16 protein-coding genes are annotated in these 18,188 nt (G+C 70.4%); 5 read left to right on the top strand and 11 right to left on the bottom strand.

Features of this window, described 5'->3' with window-relative positions; translation table 11 throughout:
- Window positions 1–1,291: PVC-type heme-binding CxxCH protein (locus VNO22_03840; GenBank protein ID HXG60484.1), on the bottom strand; the 1,291-nt coding region annotated here is incomplete at its 3' end.
- Window positions 1,292–1,365: 74 nt separating this feature from the next.
- Here VNO22_03840 and VNO22_03845 point away from each other — a divergent pair.
- A complete protein-coding gene (locus tag VNO22_03845) occupies window positions 1,366–2,343 on the top strand; it encodes a DUF3500 domain-containing protein (protein HXG60485.1) in 978 nt (325 codons plus the stop codon).
- 7 nt (window positions 2,344–2,350) lie between these two features.
- Here the strand turns inward: VNO22_03845 and VNO22_03850 are convergent, their stop codons facing one another.
- From VNO22_03850 to VNO22_03880, 7 genes are read right to left on the bottom strand one after another with little or no spacing between them, the layout of a single operon-like run.
- Complete coding sequence (locus tag VNO22_03850; protein ID HXG60486.1) at window positions 2,351–3,301, bottom strand: aryldialkylphosphatase; 951 nt, start codon at window positions 3,299–3,301, stop codon at window positions 2,351–2,353.
- A complete protein-coding gene (locus VNO22_03855) occupies window positions 3,298–4,266 on the bottom strand; it encodes an ROK family protein (GenBank protein HXG60487.1) in 969 nt (322 codons plus the stop codon). Before VNO22_03855 ends, VNO22_03850 begins: the two co-directional genes overlap by 4 nt.
- Window positions 4,263–5,582: an FAD-dependent oxidoreductase gene (locus tag VNO22_03860; protein ID HXG60488.1), complete on the bottom strand. Its 1,320-nt coding sequence runs from the start codon at window positions 5,580–5,582 to the stop codon at window positions 4,263–4,265. The genes VNO22_03855 and VNO22_03860 overlap by 4 nt, the downstream gene beginning before the upstream one ends.
- Window positions 5,579–6,367 (bottom strand): SDR family oxidoreductase, encoded by a 789-nt coding sequence (locus VNO22_03865; GenBank protein HXG60489.1) that lies wholly within the window; start codon window positions 6,365–6,367, stop codon window positions 5,579–5,581. The genes VNO22_03860 and VNO22_03865 overlap by 4 nt, the downstream gene beginning before the upstream one ends.
- Window positions 6,346–7,386, bottom strand: a complete 1,041-nt coding sequence (locus VNO22_03870; protein HXG60490.1) for a Gfo/Idh/MocA family oxidoreductase — start codon at window positions 7,384–7,386, stop codon at window positions 6,346–6,348. The genes VNO22_03865 and VNO22_03870 overlap by 22 nt, the downstream gene beginning before the upstream one ends.
- 13 nt (window positions 7,387–7,399) lie before the next feature.
- Window positions 7,400–8,173, bottom strand: coding sequence for an SIS domain-containing protein (locus VNO22_03875; protein HXG60491.1), 774 nt, complete (start codon window positions 8,171–8,173; stop codon window positions 7,400–7,402).
- Window positions 8,170–8,901 carry a GntR family transcriptional regulator gene (locus tag VNO22_03880; GenBank protein ID HXG60492.1) on the bottom strand — a complete coding sequence of 244 codons (732 nt, stop codon included), beginning with the start codon at window positions 8,899–8,901 and terminating at the stop codon, window positions 8,170–8,172. Before VNO22_03880 ends, VNO22_03875 begins: the two co-directional genes overlap by 4 nt.
- Window positions 8,902–9,028: 127 nt before the next feature.
- On the opposite strand from VNO22_03880, the gene VNO22_03885 reads away from it, so the two are divergent.
- Window positions 9,029–9,223 carry a hypothetical protein gene (locus tag VNO22_03885; GenBank protein HXG60493.1) on the top strand — a complete coding sequence of 65 codons (195 nt, stop codon included), beginning with the start codon at window positions 9,029–9,031 and terminating at the stop codon, window positions 9,221–9,223.
- A 378-nt stretch (window positions 9,224–9,601) separates the two neighbouring features.
- Here the strand turns inward: VNO22_03885 and VNO22_03890 are convergent, their stop codons facing one another.
- The 3 genes from VNO22_03890 to VNO22_03900 all read right to left on the bottom strand — a co-directional run bounded on the left by VNO22_03890 (window position 9,602) and on the right by VNO22_03900 (window position 14,499).
- A complete protein-coding gene (locus VNO22_03890) occupies window positions 9,602–11,734 on the bottom strand; it encodes an ATP-binding protein (GenBank protein HXG60494.1) in 2,133 nt (710 codons plus the stop codon).
- A 102-nt stretch (window positions 11,735–11,836) separates the two neighbouring features.
- Window positions 11,837–13,144 (bottom strand): L-fuconate dehydratase, encoded by a 1,308-nt coding sequence (locus tag VNO22_03895; protein HXG60495.1) that lies wholly within the window; start codon window positions 13,142–13,144, stop codon window positions 11,837–11,839.
- An 8-nt stretch (window positions 13,145–13,152) separates the two neighbouring features.
- A complete protein-coding gene (locus tag VNO22_03900) occupies window positions 13,153–14,499 on the bottom strand; it encodes an Nramp family divalent metal transporter (GenBank protein ID HXG60496.1) in 1,347 nt (448 codons plus the stop codon).
- Between the two features lie 107 nt (window positions 14,500–14,606).
- On the opposite strand from VNO22_03900, the gene VNO22_03905 reads away from it, so the two are divergent.
- From VNO22_03905 to VNO22_03915, 3 genes are read left to right on the top strand one after another with little or no spacing between them, the layout of a single operon-like run.
- Window positions 14,607–15,302, top strand: coding sequence for a carboxypeptidase regulatory-like domain-containing protein (locus VNO22_03905; protein ID HXG60497.1), 696 nt, complete (start codon window positions 14,607–14,609; stop codon window positions 15,300–15,302).
- A gap of 26 nt (window positions 15,303–15,328) precedes the next feature.
- The gene (locus VNO22_03910; protein HXG60498.1) at window positions 15,329–16,900 is read left to right on the top strand and encodes an adenylate/guanylate cyclase domain-containing protein; all 1,572 of its coding nucleotides are present in this window, start codon (window positions 15,329–15,331) and stop codon (window positions 16,898–16,900) included.
- Window positions 16,897–18,144 carry a hypothetical protein gene (locus VNO22_03915; protein ID HXG60499.1) on the top strand — a complete coding sequence of 416 codons (1,248 nt, stop codon included), beginning with the start codon at window positions 16,897–16,899 and terminating at the stop codon, window positions 18,142–18,144. Before VNO22_03910 ends, VNO22_03915 begins: the two co-directional genes overlap by 4 nt.
- Window positions 18,145–18,188 lie beyond the last annotated feature (44 nt).

Here is an 18,188-nt window from a genome sequence, read left to right on the forward strand (position 1 = left end):
CGGGCGATTCGAGGATGGCCGCCAGGCGCGGCGCCGCCCGGCGTTCGCCCCGGCGGGCCAGCGCGCGGGCGGCCGCCGGATCGGGCAGGAGACGGAGCAAATCTTCGAGGGATCGATCCAGAGGCAGCGTCGCCGAGGGCGCCGGCCGTCCGCCCGGCGGAGGGCCCGTCCAGCGCACCCGGTAGAGGCCGCCGCGGGCGGCCGTGTCGCGGATGCTCCCCGTCGGGCAGTGGTGGACATACCAGCTTCCCGTGTCCACGACGAGGAGACTTCCGTCGGGGGCCTCCAGGACGTCCGAGGGGTGAAAGTCCGGATCCTCGGTGGTTACGAAGTCCGATTCGCTGGAGCGATAGGTCGAACCCTCGCGGCGGAGGGCGTGGGCCACGACCTTTCGAGCGTTGTGTTGGGCGGAGAAGAGCCGACCGCGGAATTCTTCGGGAAAGGCGGCGCCCTCGTAGCGGGCGAGTCCGCTCAGGGCCACCGCGGGAAAAAGGGCCAGCGCGGGAAGGGGATCTCCCGTCACGGGGTACGGGGTTCCGGTGTCCGGAGCGTAGGGGTAAAGGCCCCCTTCCACGATGTGGACGAGCGCGTCGCGCATGCCCCCGGCGGGTTCCTGAAACCAGTTGAGGGTGCCCACGACATCTCCGCCGGGAAGGAAGACGACTTCAATGAGGTTGACGAAGCCGCGGGCCACGACTTCGGGGTCCGATCCGTCGGGGCGGCAGCGGAAGAGAATGCCGCTCGTGCCGGTCAGCGTCGTTCCGTCCCGGCGGCGCAGCGCGTAGCCGTCGGGGGTGCCCATCGTTCCGTAAAGCCGGCCGTCCGGTCCGAAGACGAGTCCGTGGAGGCTTCCGTTGTCCTTGTGGCCGAATCCGGTTTGAAGGACGGTGCGGCGGTCGGCCCGGCCGTCGCCGTCGGTGTCCTCGAGCGCGACCAGATCCGGCGGGTCGGCGGCGTAGAGTCTTCCGTCCCGCCAGGCCAGACCCATCGAAGGGCTCAGCCCCTCCGCGAAGAGACGGGACGTTTCGTAGCGCCCGTCGCCGTCCCGGTCTTCGAGCACCCGGATGCGGCAGCGGCGCCGGAGTTCCTGGAGCTCGCGGTAGAGATCCTCGCCCGACGACTCGGTGACGTAGAGGCGCCCGCGGTCGTCGAAGCAGGCGAACATAGGAAAGGTCACGTCCGGAGGCGAGACCTTTTCGATCGAAAAACCCGGCGGGACCCGGGGCGGTTCCTGGGGAGACGCCCCGGCCAGGACCAGAGCCAGGAGAGCCGGAGGGACGCGCCGGATCATCGACTTCTTATACGGTTCCGAAACGTAGAATAGATACACGACGATTGCTCGGTCGAGAGACCAGGAGGAAGGAGATGGGTCCGAAGCCCCGCATCTGCCCGGACTGCGGACCGACGGTGACGCGGAGGGACTTTCTCCGGACCGCCGCCGGGGCGGCCGCGGCGGTGGCCGTTCCCGTGCCGCGCCCGGCGCCGTCGGACGCGTCGCCCGAGGAGCTCGTCAAGCGGCTCTATCAGAGCCTTTCGGCCAAGCAGCGCGAGGCGGTCTGCCTGCCCTGGGACCATCCGAACCGCACGCGCGTCGGCAACAACTGGGCGGTCGTGAAGCCCTCGATCGGCGGTTTCTTCACCGCCGAGCAGCAGCAGATTCTGCGGGATCTTTTCCGCGGGCTCGTGACCGAGGACGGATACGAGCGCTTCCGGAAACAGATGCAGGACGACTACGGCGGCTTCGAGAGCTACCACGTCGCGATCTTCGGCGATCCGACGTCCGGCCGCTTCAACTGGGTCATGACGGGGCGGCACCTGACGATCCGGTGCGACGGAAATTCCACGGAGGGGGCCGGCTTCGGCGGTCCGATCTTCTACGGCCACGCGGTCGAGTTCAACGAACGGCCGGACCATCCGGGCAACGTCTTCTGGCATCAGGCCCGGCTGGCCAACAAGGTGTTCGAGTCGTTCGACGGCCGCCAGAGGGAAAAGGCGCTCGTCCAGAAGTCGCCGCCGGACGACGCCAAGAGCATCGCGCTTCGCCCGCCGGGCCCGGAGGACGGAATCTGCGCGGCGGAGCTTTCGCGCGATCAAAAGGACCTGGTCGAGAAGGTCCTCAAGGAGCTTCTGGCGCCGTATCGTCCCTCGGACGTCGAGGAGGCGCTGGGCATCATCCGCGACGCCGGAGGCGTGGACAAGCTCCACCTGGCCTTCTACCGGGAGGGCAACCTCGGGGACGACGAGATCTGGGACCGCTGGATGCTCCGGGGACCCTCGATGGCCTGGTATTTCCGCGGCTCGCCCCACGTGCACACGTGGGTGAACATCGCGCGGACGGCCTGAGGGGCGGTCAGGTTCGGAACGCGAACGCGCGCGCGGGGTTGTCCACGAAGGCCTTTTGGAGGTGCTCTTCGGACGCCCCGAGCCTCCGCGCGCGCTCCCGGAATTCCCCGAGGAGATAGTCCAGCCCCGGCCGGCCGCCGTAGCTTCGCCAATAGGCCGGCCGGGCGGCGTCGGTGCCCAGAAGGATCCGGTCCGGGAATTCGCGGGCCATCGCGACGAACAGCCCGAGCGTGGGGTTCGTGTCATCGAGGGGACCGCGGAACACCCGATCGTATTCGAGGAAGACGCCCCGGCGAAGAAGACACCGGTGATACTCCGGGTCCGGATGCCGGTCGGTATGGGACAGAATGACGTGCGAGGGGTCCACGCCCCGCGATTCGAGGAAGTCGATCTGTTCCGGGCCGCGGCCGGCTTCGCAGTGGGTGAGGACGGGGACGCCGGTCCGCCGATGCGCCGCCGCGCCGGCTTCGAAGGCCGCGCGTTCCGCGTCCGAGAGCTCCGGCCCGTCGGAGGCGAGCTTCACGAGGCCCGCCCGATGAGAGGCGCGCCGCGGCGCGGGGCCGCCCGCGTCCAGGGCGTCGATTCCCTGTTCGATCTCCGCGACGAAGGTTTCCGCCAGCTCCTCGACCGTGAGGCGGTAGCGCCAGTGGCCCTCGGGGTAGTAGCGGGTGCGGTGGAGCCCCGTGGCGGCGACGACGTGAAGGCCGCTTCGCCGGGAGATCTCGGCGAGCTTGAGAACGTTGCGGCCGGCGTCGCAGGGCATGCAATCCACGACCGCACGGCCGCCGGCGGCCTTCACCCCGGCCAGTTCCCGAACGGCGTTCTCGACCGAGGGGAGCCGCAGGTCCGGCGAGAGCTGGGTCACATAGCTCGGATCGATGATGAGGTGCTCGTGGGAAAGGCACGCCCCGAGAGCCTCCGGGGGGATGTCCCCGAGGACGGTCCGGATGAAGCTCATGGCGCGACCTCCCAGGCCAGGGCGGCCGCGCCGAGGACGCCCGCGTGGTCGGGGAGGCGGGAGACGCGGAGGGGGACGGGTTCCCCGGGCGGCCAGCGGTAGACATGGCGGCGCAGGTGGGCCCGGAGGGGACCCAGGAAGGCGCGCGCCCCGCGGGCGGCGCCGCCGCCGAGGATGACGATTTCCGGCGCGTACACGTGAATCGCCGAGACGAGGAACCATCCGAGGTTGGCCGTCCAGACGGCCAGCTCGTCCCGGCAGAGCGGGTCTCCCTGCGCGGCGGCGCGGAGGACCGCCTCGAAATCCACCGCGTGCGGATCGCGGCGGTAGAGCTCGGAGAGCTTCGAGGGAATCCCGCGGGCCAGGCCGTCGCGCACCTGCTGGGCGAGCGCGGTGGCGGAGCAGAGCATCTCGGCGGTGCCGCGGGAGCCGGTCAGGCAGCGGCGGCCGCCGGCGGCCTGGATCGTGATGTGGGACATCTGGGTGCCGAACTGGAGGTGCGGGTCCCGCAGGATCCGGCCGTCGAGGAGGACGCCGCTTCCCACTCCGGTGCCGATCGTGACCGTGAGCGCCCAGCGGCGGCCGCGCGCCCATCCGTACTTCCATTCGGCGATCATGGCCGAGCGGGCGTCGTTGTCGGCGACGACGGGAACGTCCCCCGCGGCCCGCCGGAGCCGCGGGACGAGCGGGAAGCCCTCCAGATCCCGCAGGCGTCCCGGAAGAAGAACGACGCCCCGGTCCGGCCGGACGGCGCCCGGCAGAGCCAGGCCCACGGCGCGCGGGGGGGTTCCGAGGCGGCGGTGGAACGCGCGGACTTCGGCGGCCAGGCGCGCCAGCAGGAACCGCGGTCCGCGGTGGGCTTCGGAGGGGGCCACCCGGCGGGCCAGCCAGCGGCCGGAGCGGGAGACGGCGCCGGCCTTGAGCCGGGTTCCCCCGACGTCGAATCCGACGACGTAGTCGGTCATGGCGGTGTCTCCAGGACGGCGCCGAGGTCGCGCAATCGGTCGCGCAGGAGCGGGAAGGGCACGTCGCGCACGGCGCCACCGCGCGGGACGGCCAGGGCCGCGGCGGTTCCGGCCGCCTGGCCCATGGCCATGCACTGCGCCATGGACCGGACGCTCGCGTGCGCGTCGTGCGTGGCGGAGAAACAGCGGCCGGCGACGAGGAGGTTTTCGACGCTCCGGGGCAGAAGCGTGCGGAAGGGAATGCCCACGCAGCGGCCTTCGGGGAGGTACTGCCAGCGCGTGTCGGCCCCGCCGTGATGGTCCTCGATCGGGGCTCCGCAGAGGCCGATCTGGTCTTCGAAGGCGCGGGCGGAAAGAACGTCCTCCCGGGTGAGGCGGTATTCTCCGTACACGCGGCGGGTTTCGCGCACGCCGATCTGGACGCTCAGGGAGGCCAGGTGGGCGCGCTCGTAGCCGGGGACGCAGTCGCGCAGGAACCGGACGTATTCGAGGGCCTGCCGGCGCCCCTCGATTTCCGCGGCCGTGAGAAATTCGGGATCCGTGGCGTTGACGACGCGGTCGCCGCGGCGCTCGAAGGACTGCACGCGGGTCATGACGGTGGCGGTCATGCCGGGGACCGGCGTGGGATGGTCGCTTCCCTCGCGGCGGGGCAGATCGTAGCGGCCTCCGGCGGCGGCCTCGGCCATGAGGCGGTGGAATTCGGCCTTGGAAACCGTCTTGCGCCGTTCGAGGTCCACGTTGGCCATCTTGAAGGTGGTCGTGAGCGTCTGGGCGGGTTCGAACTCGCCGGCGGTTTCGAACGGCGCGCCCGCGAAGGCGCAGACGTCGGCGTCTCCGGAGGCGTCGACGACGACGCGCGCGGAGACGCGGACGAGCCCTTTTTTTGTGGCGACCAGGACTCCGGTCAGCCGGCCGCCGGAGGTTTCGACATCCTGGACCCACGCGTGAAGGAGGGGGCGCGCGCCGGCGCGGCGGGCCAGGGTTTCCCAGACGACTTTGAGGTATTCGGGATGGTAGGTGACGCCGGTTCCGGCTCCGTAGGTGTTGGGGCGCTCGAAGCAGGCGCCGAGGCGGCGGAGTTCGGAGACGACCTCGTCGGGGATGCCGCCGACGACTTTCTTGGCGCGGGCGCCGGGGGTGTAGAAGCCGTAGAACGTTTCCAGGACGGCGGTGCTCGTCCCTCCGAGGAAGCCGTAGCGTTCGAGGAGGAGCGTTCGAGCTCCGGCGCGGGCGGCGGCGATGGCGGCCGTGGCGCCCGCGGAGCCGGCGCCCACGACGAGGACGTCCGTTTCGGCGAGCGTTTCCAGCGGTCTCATCCGCTCACCCCCCAGCCGCCGTCGACGACGAGCGTGTCTCCGGTGACCGCGCGGGCGTCGGGTCCGAGGAGGAAGATCGCGGCGCGGGCGACGTCCGCGGCTTCGAGGAGGTCTTCGGAGAGCGGCTGTTTGGTCTTCATGAGGGCGAGGATCTGGGGGTCGGCCTGGGCGCGGGCGCTCATGGGGGTGCGCACGAGGCCGGGGGCGACGGCGTTGACGCGGATCTTGTGGGGCGCGTAGGTGGCGGCCATGGCGCGGGAGAGGGCGAGGATGGCGCCCTTGGAGGCGGCGTAGGCGTGGGTGGCGAAGTGGCGGCCCTGGGGGGAGAAGGCCAGGACGCTGGCCATGTTGAGGATGGATCCGCGCAGTCCGTCGGGCCCCGGGTCCTGAAGGAGCATCCGGCGCACGGCGGCGCGGCACATGAGAAAGACGCTTCGGGCGTTGGCCTGGAGGGTGGCGTCCCATCCCTCGTCGGTGCATTCGTGGACGGGGCCGTCGCCCCACGGGCGGCCGCTGACGCCGGCGACGTTGAAGAGGGCGTCCAGCCGTCCCCAGCGGGCGACGCACGCGTCGACGGCCCGCTCGGCGGAGTCGGCCCGGGTGAGGTCGGCGGCGAGGAAGGCCCCTCCGATCCGGCGGGCGAGGGACTCGGCGTGCTCGGGGGTGCGGCTGACGACGAAGACCCGTGCGCCTTCGGCGGCGGCGAGCTCCGCGGCGGCCGCGGCGATGCCGGTGGAGCCGGTGACGAGGAGGACCCGGTCTTTCAGTAGGTCACGCGAACCCATTTCTTCGTCCTCATCGAGCGGTATCCGGCGTCCAGGACGCAGTTGACGATATAGCCGTCCTCGTAGGTTTCGCGCGGGGTGCGGCCTTCGCGGACGCATTCGACGAAGTGCTTCATTTCGGCCTGATACCCGTAGGCGAAGGCTTCCTCGGGGAGGGGGCGGGTCCAGCCGAAGTCGATTTCCGCCTTTTCGATGACGTAGCCGGCGGGGCGGGAGGTGAAGGCGACGATCGGGGTGGAGCGGGTGACGTCGGTGAAGATGGAGCCTTCGGATCCGTGGATCTCGTTGCGCAGGTCGAGGCCGCCTTGGGTGGTCCAGGAAAGCTCGCAGTGGCCGATGCCGCCGGAGGAGAATTTGAGGACGAGGAGGGCGTTGTCCTCGCCACGGGTTTTGCCGTGATGGACGAGGCGGTCGCCCCAGGCCAGGACTTCGACGATCCGGTCTTCTTTCCCGAAGGCGTAGCGGGCCAGCTCGATGCAGTGGCAGGCCAGGTCGTTCATGGCGCCGCCGCCGGTGCGGGAAACGTCCCAGAAGTGGGGGCTGTGGGGGCCGCCGTGGGATTCGCGGGAGCGCACCCAGAGGACGCGCCCGATGCCGCCGGACTCGATGATCCGGCGGGCCTTGACGACGGCGGGGGAGAAGACTTCCGTTTCGGCGTAGCCGTGGAGGGCGCCGGAGGCGCGGGCGGCGCGGAACATGTCGCGGGCCTCCCGCGCGTTGCGGGCGAGGGGCTTGGTGCAGACCTGGTGGCGGCGGGCGCGGGAGAGCCGCAGGGAGACGGGCCGGTGGGCCTCGTTGGGGAGCGCGATGATGAAGAGATCGACGTCCTTCCGGGCGATCGCGGCGTCGAGATCGGTGGTGGAGGCGGGGATCTTCCACTTTTCGGCGAAGGCGCGGGCGCGCCGGGGGGAGCGGGAGTAGTTGAGGACGACGTCCTGGCCGTTCACGTCGGCCAGTCCCTGCATGTAGAAGTCGGCCACGAACCCGGAGCCGAGCATGCCGATGCGGACGGTTTTCATGGATCCCTCTCCTTCACGTGTACAGGTGCGCGAGGCTTCGGCGGTAGGCTTCGTAAAAGCGTTCGAGCTGTTCGGCGGCGCGGGCGTTGCCGGGGGTCTGGTGGCTGGGGAGAAGCACGGGGGGCTGTCCGCGTTCGACGAGGAGTTCGGCGACCCGGCAGCGGATCATGTTCATGATGACGGCGCCGGCGACGGTCGAGGCGGGGCCGGTTTTCCATTCGAGGCCCGGCAGGGCGAGCACGCAGTCGCCGGGGGGGCAGTGGTTGTCGATGACGACGTCGGCGAGATCGGCGAGCTTTTTTCCGGAGGAGTGGGCGGCGGGGGTCTGAGCCGAGTGGGCGGCGGAGAGGACCGCGATGACGGGGAGTCCGCGGCGGCGGGCGCCGAAGGCCGCCTCGACGACGACGGGGCGGATGCCGCTGGTGGAGACGATGATGAAGGCGTCGTCGGGTCCGAAGCGGAAGCTCTTGAGGATTTCCTCGGCGTAGCCTTCGACTTTTTCCAGGAAGAGGGGGCCGCGCAGGCCGTTGGCGCCGACGACGGCGGCGTGGTGGGAGAGGGCGAGTTCCACGAGGGCGACGAACCCGGGGAAGGCGCCCTGCCGGGGCATCATTTCCTCGCACATCATGCGCGAGTGGCCGGCGCCGAAGAGGAAGACGAGGCCGCCGCGGGCGATCCGGTCGGCGCAGATGCGGGCGGCCTTTTCGACGTGGGGCATTTCGGAGCGGCGGATGTCCTGAAGCAGGGCGAGGGTCGTCTCGAAGTAGGCGGAAGCGGCGTCGGTCACGGGGTCCTCCGGATGTCCACGCGGTAGCGGTATCGGTCGGCGGGGGCGATCATTTCGGCGGCCTCCAGGGGCCGCCCGTCGCGAAGGAACGTATGGCGGCGGACGACCAGGACGATGGGCACGCGGCCGCCGAGGGCGCGGGCCTCGTCGGGGGAAGGGCGCCGGGCCTCGACTTCCTCGTCGGCGCGGGAGGGAACCAGCCCGTAGCGGCGGCGAAGCCACGCGTAGAGCGATTCCTCGGGGAGTCCGGTGCGGGGCAGGTCCGGGACGAGGGCCAGGGGAAGCTCGTTGCGCATGAGGCAGAGGGGCTCGCCGTCGAGGGTCCGAAGGCGCTCCAGGAGCACGGTCCGCTCGCGGGCGCGCAATCCGAGGAGGCGGGCCACGTCGGGGGGAGGGACGCGCAGGGAGGTCCGGGCCCAGGCGGTGCGGGGCTGGCGGCCCAGTCCGGTCATGGTGTCGGTCCAGCTGGCCACGCCGCGGCGGTCGTCCTCGACGGGCGGGCGGACGACGACGGTTCCGCGTCCGCGGGTGGAGCGGAGGAATCCCCGGCGGGCGATTTCGGAGAGGGCGCGCTTGACGGTGATGAGGCTGGTGCCGAACTCCCGGGCGAGCTCCTGCTGGGTCGGCAGGAGCTGGCCGGGGCGGTAGTCGCGCCGGATCCGCTCCAGGAGCTCCCGCTCGATCTGGGCGTACAGGGGGCCCGCCTCCGGCCGGCTCGACAGGGTCATGCAGAAAAAGTATATCATTATGTCTTTTCCGAGTCAAGGGCGGCCGGCTCGATTTTTGGTCCGAAACGTCCGGGATCGGCATAGGGAGGGAGGAGGAGCGACGATCGGCGGGTGCCGGGAGGTGGAGATGAGAGCGTCGGGAGCGGGAGCCGTCGGAGCGGTTCTGGCGGTCTGGGCGGGCGCGGCCTGGGCTCAGGAAAAGGGCGTTCCTCCGGGCGTGGACGAGGAGCGGGTGGATCGGGCGATCCGCCGCGGAATCTCCTACCTGGAAGGGGCCGGTTCCCCGGGGACGGCGAGCGCGGCGAACCGTACGGCTCCATGACGGCGGGCGCCGTCGGAAGCCTCATCCTTTACGACTCCATGCTCGACCGGGACTGGAAGCGCAATCCCGCCGTCAAGGCCGGTATGAACTGGCTGACCGCCCACTTCTCGGTGACCCGGAATCCCGGTCGGGGCGGCACCTGGCACTACTCCTACCTTTATGCCCTCGAGCGGGCCGGAATCCTCTACGGTACGGACACGTTTGGGCCTCACGAGTGGTACCGCCAGGGCGCGCTCTATCTCCTCAAGGAGCGGAAGGACAACGGCCCGTGGGGCGGAGGCGAGTGGGACACGTGCTTTGCGATCCTGTTCCTCAAGAAGGCCACGCGCCCGCTGGTGGCGTCCGAGCCGGGACGCAGGAAGGGATCCGCCGGCCGGCTCACGGCTCGGCGGATTCCATTTCGATCCAGAAGCGGCTTCCCCGTCCGACCTCGGATTCCACGCCCACCCGGCCGCCCATCCGTTCGATCCCCCGGCGGACGATCGCCAGCCCGATGCCCGTGCCCGGGTAGTCTTCCGGCCGGTGGAGCCTCTCGAAGACGCGGAAGATCCGCTCCCGGTGCTCCGGCGGGATGCCGATGCCGTTATCCTCGACCCAGAGCCGGACCCGCCCGGCGCCGACGTCCGCCCTCAGGACCACCCGCGGATGCACTCCGGGGGCGACGAATTTGACCGCGTTGGAGAGAAGGTTGCGCACGACCTGGCTGAGAAGGACGGGGTCGGCCCGGACGCGGGGAAACGGCCCTTCCAGCCGGACATCCGCCCGGGCTTCCCCCAGTTCCGGCGCCATCTGCGCCAGCAGTCCCGAGAGAAACGTCCCGAGGGGGAGGTCCTGGAGACGGAGGTGCGCCCGGCCCATCCGCGTATATTCCAGCAGGTCCTGGATGAGGGCGTCGAGCTGGGCGGAGCCTTCGGTGATGCGGGCGAGGTAGTCGCGCCCCTCGGGGTCGAGCCGCTCCGCGTACTCTTCCCGAAGCACCTGTCCGAACCCGTGCATGGCGCGGAGCGGCGCCCGCAGATCATGGGCGACGCTGTAGGCGAAGGCCTCGAGCTCCGCCAGAGCCGTGCGCAGCTCGCCCGTCCGCTCCTCGACCTTCTTTTCGAGCTCGGCGTTCAGGCGCAGGAGGCGGTCTTCCGCCTCCCGCAGCCGCCGCGCCTCCTCGCGGGCCTCCCGGATGAGGGCCGCGTTCTCGAGGGCCAGAGCGATCCGGTAGGCGAGATCTTCCGCGAAGCGCACGTCGTCCGCGTCGTAGGCGGATTCGGCAGCCAGCAGCGCCACGACGCCCAGCACCCGGTCCTGAACGCGCAGCGGCGTCGCCAGGAGCGATCGGGGACGGAATTCCCGGAGGGCCTCCCGGTCGGCCGGAGAAACGCCGGCTTCCGCCGGAGTCCTTTCATCCGTGAAGAGCAGAAAAAGGCTTTGTCGGGTTCGGACGATCCGCTCGGGGAGGTCGCCCCGGAGCAGCCGTTCCGCCGCCGCCCGGCGGGAGACGTCCCGGCATCCCACCGCCGCGCGCTCCAGCGCCCCCGCGGCGTTCCGGACGTCGATCAGGCAGACTTCGGCCGCGTGCTCGGCGATCAGTCCGGCGACGTCTCCGAGGATCGAGCGCACGTCCGGGGACCGGGAAAGAATGAGGCTGGCTTTGGCCAGGAGGAGCGCGTGCTTCTCGCGTTCGGCGCGGCGGGCCGCCTCTTCCTCGAGAGCTCGACGCAGGCGCTTCTCCTCGTCCTTTTCCCCCGTGACGTCCTGGCAGATTCCGATCAGGCGCCGCAGGGCGTTCCCTTCCGAAAGAAGCTGACCTTTGCAGCGGACCCGCAGAACCGTTCCGTCGGGCCGCACGATCCGATGATAGAAATCGAACGCCCTCCCTTCCCGGAGGGCCCCCTCGATGGTCCGGCGGACCCGCAGCCGATCGTCGGGGTGAATGCGGGCGAGGTACGCCTCGTACGTCGCCTCGAACGTTCCGGGGCGCTCCCCGAAGATCTCGTACAGCGTCTCGGACCAGAACACCGCATCGTGCTCCACGTCCCATTCCCAGCTTCCCAGCCGGGCGACCTTTTCCGCCCGCACGAGGAGGTCAAGGCTCCGCCGGAGGCGGCTTTCGGTGCTTCGGATGGGAGTCACGTCCTGCGAGACGGCGCAGAGCCCCACCGGCCGGCCGGTTTCGTCGCGCACGGTGGACAGGAGGAGGGCCACCTCCAGGGCCTTTCCGTCCTTTCCGCGGAGAGTCCCCTCGAGGTAGGGGAGAGGCTCGCCCCGATGATAGCGGCTCAGGATCTCCTCCGGGTCGATGCCGAGGGAGGGCGAAAGCAGGCCGAAGGCCGGCTTCCCGACCGCTTCTTCTTTCGAGAAGCCGAAAAGGCGCTCGGCCGCCGAATTCCAAAGGGAGATGCGTCCGTCCGGGGCGATCCCGAAGATCGCCAGCGCGCAGGATTCGAGGACCGCTTCGGGACGCCAGGGCTCCGCCGGCCGCTCCTCTCCGGGGAACGGGGCTTTTCGGACGTCTTCCACGGATCCCCCTGTCCCCCGCCCCCCGCCGGCGGGATCTTCAAGACGGAACGTCCCCCTCCCGCGGCCGATCCCATCCCGTAGATCCGACGCGCCGGGGTTTCGTTATGCCGGGGAGGCCCACACGCGCCCGCCGGGGAACTCGTGGGCGTCGAGCGACTCGGACTTCATTTCGATCGAATATCCCGGCCGGAGCGGCGCCCGGTAGCGGCCCCGCTCCACGACGACGGGATCGACGAAGTGCTCGTGGAGGTGGTCCACGTACTCGAGGATCCGTCCCTCGAGGGATCCGGAGACGCAGATGTAGTCGATGAGGGCGAGGTGCTGGACGTACTCGCACAGTCCCACGCCGCCCGCGTGGGGGCAGACCGGCACTCCGAACTTGGCGGCCATGAGCAGGACCGCGAGGATCTCGTTGACTCCCCCGAGGCGGCAGCTGTCCACCTGGCAGAAGCGGATCGCGCCGGCCTGCAGAAGCTGCTTGAAGATCACGCGGTTCTGGCAGGCTTCGCCGGTGGCCACTCCGATGGGAGCGATCGCGCGGGCGATCGCCGCGTGGCCCAGGACGTCGTCGGGGCTCGTGGGCTCCTCGATCCAGAGCGGCTCGAAGCGCGCCAGCTCCTTCATCCACGCGATCGCCTCGGGGACGTCCCACTTCTGGTTGGCGTCCACCATGATCCGGCACTCCGGGCCCAGGACCTCCCGCGCGCGGGAGAGGCGGCGGACGTCGTCGGCCAGATGGGCGCCGACCTTGAATTTGAAATGGGTCCAGCCGGCCGCGCGACCTTCGCGGCAGAGCCGGACGACCTTCTCGTCGGAATATCCCAGCCAGCCCGCGGAGGTCGTGTAGGCCGGGTAGCCCTCGCGGAGCATCTGCGCCTCGCGCGCGGCGCGCGAAGGCGCCCGGCGGCGGAGGATCTCGAGCGCTTCCTCCGGCGTGAGCGCGTCCGTGATGTAGCGGAAGTCGATGAGCGAGACGATCTTCTCGGGGGGCAGGTCCGCCACGAGCTTCCAGACGGGCTTTCCTTCGACGCGCGCCCAGAGGTCCCAGAGCGCGTTGACGACGGCGGCCAGGGCCAGGTGCGCCACGCCCTTTTCGGGTCCCAGCCATCGAAGCTGGCTGTCCTGCGCCAGGCGGCGCCAGAACCCCGCGAAGTCGTTCGTGGCCTCTTCGAGCGTGCGTCCCACGACGAGCGGCTCGAGCGCCCGGACCATCGCCACGACCACTTCCGTGCCCCGACCGCAGGTGAAGGTCAGGCCGTGGCCCTGAAGTCCGCGCGGATGGTCCGTCCGCAGGACGACGTAGGCGCACGAGTAGTCGGGATCGACGTTGACCGCGTCGGAGCCGTCGAGGGTGCGGGACGTGGGAAAGCGGATGTCCCGCACGCGGAGTCCGGTGAGGCGCGTCGGCATGGTCGGGTTCACCTCCAGAAGGAAAGGGTCTTCCCGGCCTGGTAGACGCCCACCGCCGTCATGGCCAGGAAGGAGATCCACAGGAAAAGCGTCCACGTCCGGCCCGGGCGCAGCGCGGCCGGGATGAAGCGGTGACGGAAATACACCGCGGCCAGTCCGAGAAACGGCAGCATGATTCCCTGCGCCACGGCCCCCACGGTGACCAGGGAGACCGGGAGCCCCCCGCGCGCCTGCCCATAGAGGTAAAGGCCGAGGGCGATCAGCAGCACCGCCACGATCGCCCCGCGGATCGCCCGTCGCCTTCCGCGCTCGGCGTCCGGCGCGAGAAGTCCCAGGATCGCCAGGAGGTCCGCGAAAAGGCGGCCGTCGGAGGCCGTCGAGACGAAGAGGGTCGAATAAAGGACCATGAACGCCCCCGCCAGGAAGATCCACGGTCCCGCGCCTCCGAAGGCGCTTTCGTAGAGCCGCGAGAGCGTGGGGATCATCTGCTCGTCGGAGACGCGCAGGCCGTCCCGGTGGAGGACCGCCGCTCCGAGGAGGTAGAAGGCGGCGGTCGCCACGGTGTAGATCGCCATCGACGCCCACGCATCGACGGTCATGACCCGGATCCAGCCGCGCGCGCGGGCCTCCCAGGCGGGGGTTCCGTCGGGCGGCCCGGCGGCGCGGGCGTATCCCTTCTCGAGGAGCCAGATGGGGTAGAAGACGAGCTCCGCCGCTCCCACGCCCGTGATGGCGAACGCCCCGAAAGCGGTCAGGAAGTCGTCGCCGAACCGGAACGCGAATCCCGACGCCAGTTCCCCGGGCCGCACCGCCCAGCGCGTTCCCTGGATGAGCGCCAGCGCCAGGACGGTGGAAAGCGTGAAGCCGGCGACCATGAGGGTCGAAGCCCGCTCCACCAGACGGTAGCGTCCGAGAAGCAGGAGTCCCGCCACCGAGGCGGCGACGAGGAAGGCGCACGCGCGGTGCGCCCAGGGGCGCCCGTCCGGGGCCATGAGGCTTCCGAGCGCCGTCAGCATGCCCGAGAGCTGGAAGAACGTGCCCAGGTACATGCCGAACCAGAGCCAGACCGCCCACGAGACCCGCAGGCGCGGCCCCGGCAGATCGTTCAGGGCCTGGAGGCTCGAGCGGCCCGTCAGGATCGTGGTGCGTCCCCATTCGATCTGGACGAACACCTTGATGAAGCATCCGAGGAGGATGAACCAGAGGAGCGTGAAGCCCGCCTGGGCGCCCAGGCGCGTCGTCATGATGAGCTCGCCCGTGCCCACGATGTTGGCGGTGATGATGAGCCCGGGGCCGATCGAGCGGAGGATGGCCCCGAGCGTCCGGGGGGGATCGCGCGGCGCGCTCGTTTCCACGGACGCCCATGACACCACAAAGAGCCGGCCGGCACAAGGGAACCGCGCCGGGGTCCGAGGGCGCGCCCTTCTTGCGCCGAACGGAGGGCGGGGTATGATGATCGGTCATGCGGTTCCTGCCGGTCGTGCTCTTTCTTCTTCCGTGGAAGGCGCCGCAGGAAGGCGTCACGATCTCGGGCAAGATCGAAGCCGTCGAAGGGGAGACCCAGAGGAAACTCCGCGCCGACGTGCGGTACGTCGGTCCCGGCATCGAGAAGCGCAAGGATCCCGATCCTTCTCCCGCGGTGGTGTACCTCCTCAAGGCTCCGGGACCCGCCCCGGCTCCCGTGACGGTGGACCTGCGTCAGGACGGGCTGGAGTTCCGGCCGCGCGTCCTGGCGGTACCCGCGGGGAGCACCGTCCGGTTTCCGAACGAGGACGATCTTTTCCACAACGTTTTTTCCTATTCGCGGGCCAAGCGGTTCGATCTCGGCCGCTACCCGCGGGGACAGAGCCGCGAGGTGGTGTTCGACCAGAAGGGGCTGGTCGAAGTCCGCTGCGACATCCACAAGCACATGCGCGCCTACGTGCACGTCTTCGACCATCCGCATTTCGCGGTGGTCCGCCCGGACGGCTCGTACGAGCTTCGCGGCGTGCCGCCGGGGGCGTACACGCTGGCGGTCTGGAAGGAATTCTTCGAGCCGGTGCGGCGGGAGATCCGGGTGGGCCCCGAGGGGGCGCGGGTGGACGTGACCCTGGCGGCCCGCGCGCGGTCCGGGGATGAGGCGGGCCCGGGAGCCTCCTGCGGCGGCGGGGCGCGATGAGATTCCGGACGAAGATTTTTTTCTCCGTGCTCGCTCCGGCCGGTCTTCTCGTGAGCGCGGCGGCGGCCGCGGCCCTGGCGGCGCTCGCGCGCTCCTCGGAAGAGGCGGCCGGGCGCGCCCTCCGGCGCACGCGGAACGCGTTCGAGGGCGTCCTCCGGGAGCAGCTCGACCAGCTCAAGCGCCTGAGCGCCCCCTTCTCCGGAGCGCGGTTCGACGCGGCTCTCTCCGAAGCGGTCCTTTCCGGAGACCTCGACATCGTCCGCCAGCTCGTGGAGGACGATCTCGCGCTCCTTCAGTCGTCGGCCGCGGTGGACTTCCTGGAACTGCGTTCCCGCAAGGGAGACCTTCTTCTGCGCCGGTCGCTTCTCCCCGGGGCGGGGGAGGTCGGCGAGCTTCCCTTCCAGGCCTGGATCGCCCGCCGCGAGGAAGCGCTCACGGAGTTCCAGGGGGAACCCTTTCTGGCCGTGCGCATCGAACATGAGCGGGGGTATTTCGTATTCGGCCGGCACTTCCGGCCGGCGCTCGACCGGCTGGTGGCCGATTTCGGCGTCCAGGTCGTTCTGTTCCGGGAAGGGCGCGCCGTCTACGCCTCCCTGGCGGGAGCGGTTTCCCCCGAGGTCGCGGAAGGGTCCCTCTGGGTGGGAGGACGGCGCTACCTGGCTTCCGCGGGGCGGCCGCCCTCTTCGGAGCTTGAGCCCATGGTGCTGCTCTACTCCATGGAGGGGGTGGATCGGGAGAAGCGCGCCGTGATCCGGGCGGGAGCGGCCGGGCTGGCGGCGGCGCTGGCGCTCGCCGCGATGATCGCCGCCCGGCTTTCGCGCCGCGTGTCGGGTCCCGTCGAGACGCTCGTCGAGGCCGCCCGCCGGGTGGGCGCGGGGGACTACGAGGTCCGGGTGGACATCCGCGGCCGCGACGAGATGTCCCGCCTCGGCGGGGCTTTCAACGAAATGACCGAAGGGCTCCGCAAGCGGCGCGAAATCATGGACAAGACGCTTTCCCCCGACGTCGCCGAGGAGCTGATGCGGGATCTTTCCCCCGGCGGAGAGCGCCGCGAAGCCACGGTGCTTTTTCTCGACGTGCGCGGGTTCACGAGCGCGACCGAGGGGGTCGATCCCGCCCGGGTGGTCGCCGTTCTCAACGACATGATGGATTTTTTGGCGGAGGCGGTGGCCCGGCACGGCGGGAACGTGAACAAGTTTCTGGGGGACGGTCTGATGGCCATGTTCGGAGCGCCGCGCGACCTTCCGGACCATCCGCGCCGGGCGGTGGAGGCGGCGCGCGAGATGATGCGCGGGATGCGCGCCTGGAACGCGCGGCGGGCGGAGTCGGGCGGGGCGCCGTTTCAGATCGGAATCGGCATCAACACGGGCGTCGTCCTCGGCGGCCGCGTCGGGTCGCGCCGACGGCTGGAGTACACGCTCATCGGGGAAGAGGTGAACCTGGCGTCCCGGGTCTGCGCGAAGGCCTCGCCCGGCCAGATCCTGGTCACCCGGGCGACGTTCGAGCGCCTGGGAGGCGGCGTGCCCGCGCGGCCGCTGGAGCCCCTCGTGGTCAAGGGCCTGAGCTATCCGGTTCCCGTTTACGAGGTGGACGCGTGACGCTCTGGGTGATCGCCGTGCTTCTTCCGGGGGCGGTTCCGGCGCAGGACGAGGAGGACGAGCCGGCGGATCTCTTCGAATGGGCCCGGCGGCTGGAGGAGCTGGACCTCTCCTGGCGGTGGGGCGAATTCGCCTTCGAAGTCTCGGGCGAACTCGACCTGGAGGCGTACGTCTTCGGCGACGAATCTCCGGGGGCCACGGCGGAGGATCCCGCGGTCCGTTCGGGGGATTACCGGCGTTCGTCCCGGTCCGACAGTCCCGAGTTCGGAGGTCGCCTGCGGCTTTTCCTGGATGCGTCCTGGGGGGAGGCGCTCGAGGGGTCCGTGGAGCTGCGGGCCGACGGCACGACGGCGGCGGACGGCGAAGCCGGAGCCCGCTTCGAGCAGTACTGGCTGCGCGTCCGGGCGCTTTCCGGAGACGCGCCCGTTCGGGTGCAGGCCGGGAAATTCGCCGCTCCCGTCGGGAACTTCATTCCGCGCTCGTCGGCGCGCCGGAATCCGCTGGTGACCTGGCCGCTTCCGTACGACGCGCTGACCGCCTTGGCGAGCCTCGAGGATACCGTTCCGGTGGTCCTGGCCCGCCGGGACGTTCCGGATCGAAAGGACTGGTTCGTTCCGATCTGGCGCGAAGTCTACGGGACCGGCGTCGAGGGCGCGCTGGAGTGGGGCGACTGGAACGTGCGGGCGGCGCTTCTGAACTCGGCGCCCGCGACGCTTCCGGAGGACTGGGATCGGAAGGCGGGGGATCCCGGATTCTACAACGTCTACGGCCGGATCGTCTGGACGGCCCACGTGACGACGCGCCTGGGGGCGAGCGCCTCGCGGGGGGCCTACGCGAAGCGCGACGGGCGCGACGCGGAAGAGGAGCCGCAGACGCTCCTGGGCGTGGACGCCGAGTTTGCGCTGGGGCACCTGGAGATCTTCGCGGAGGCCTACTGGACCCGGTTCGAGGCGCCGCGGCTTCCGGATCTGGAGCTCTGGACGGCCTACGTGGAGGCGAAATATACGTTCCTGCCGGGGCTCTTCGGGGCGGTGCGGCTGGCCCAGATCCGGTTCGACGAGATTCGGGACCCGTCGGGAGGGCGGGCGCACTGGGATCGGGGCGTGCGGCGGCTGGAGCTGGGAGGCGGGTACTTCTTCACGCCGAACTTCTTCGTCAAGACGACGCTCCAGCTCAACGATCACCAGGGAGGTCCCGAGCCGGACGATAACCTTCTGGCGCTCCAGGTGGGGCTGACCTTCTGACCGGCCCCCCGCTTGCCGGAGTCGCTCCGATGGGCTACACTTCC

This window comes from Planctomycetota bacterium (genome assembly GCA_035574235.1).
Classification (GTDB): Bacteria; Planctomycetota; MHYJ01; order MHYJ01; family JACPRB01; genus DATLZA01.

Bases quoted from the DNA above. Each gene is read 5' to 3' on its own strand.
- VNO22_03860 (HXG60488.1), bottom strand. From the start codon at position 5,582: ATGAGACCGCTGGAAACGCTCGCCGAAACGGACGTCCTCGTCGTGGGC.
- VNO22_03845 (HXG60485.1), top strand. From the start codon at position 1,366: ATGGGTCCGAAGCCCCGCATCTGCCCGGACTGCGGACCGACGGTGACG.
- VNO22_03885 (HXG60493.1), top strand. From the start codon at position 9,029: ATGAGAGCGTCGGGAGCGGGAGCCGTCGGAGCGGTTCTGGCGGTCTGG.
- VNO22_03850 (HXG60486.1), bottom strand. From the start codon at position 3,301: ATGAGCTTCATCCGGACCGTCCTCGGGGACATCCCCCCGGAGGCTCTC.
- VNO22_03855 (HXG60487.1), bottom strand. From the start codon at position 4,266: ATGACCGACTACGTCGTCGGATTCGACGTCGGGGGAACCCGGCTCAAG.
- VNO22_03865 (HXG60489.1), bottom strand. From the start codon at position 6,367: ATGGGTTCGCGTGACCTACTGAAAGACCGGGTCCTCCTCGTCACCGGC.
- VNO22_03880 (HXG60492.1), bottom strand. From the start codon at position 8,901: ATGACCCTGTCGAGCCGGCCGGAGGCGGGCCCCCTGTACGCCCAGATC.
- VNO22_03905 (HXG60497.1), top strand. From the start codon at position 14,607: ATGCGGTTCCTGCCGGTCGTGCTCTTTCTTCTTCCGTGGAAGGCGCCG.
- VNO22_03895 (HXG60495.1), bottom strand. From the start codon at position 13,144: ATGCCGACGCGCCTCACCGGACTCCGCGTGCGGGACATCCGCTTTCCC.
- VNO22_03870 (HXG60490.1), bottom strand. From the start codon at position 7,386: ATGAAAACCGTCCGCATCGGCATGCTCGGCTCCGGGTTCGTGGCCGAC.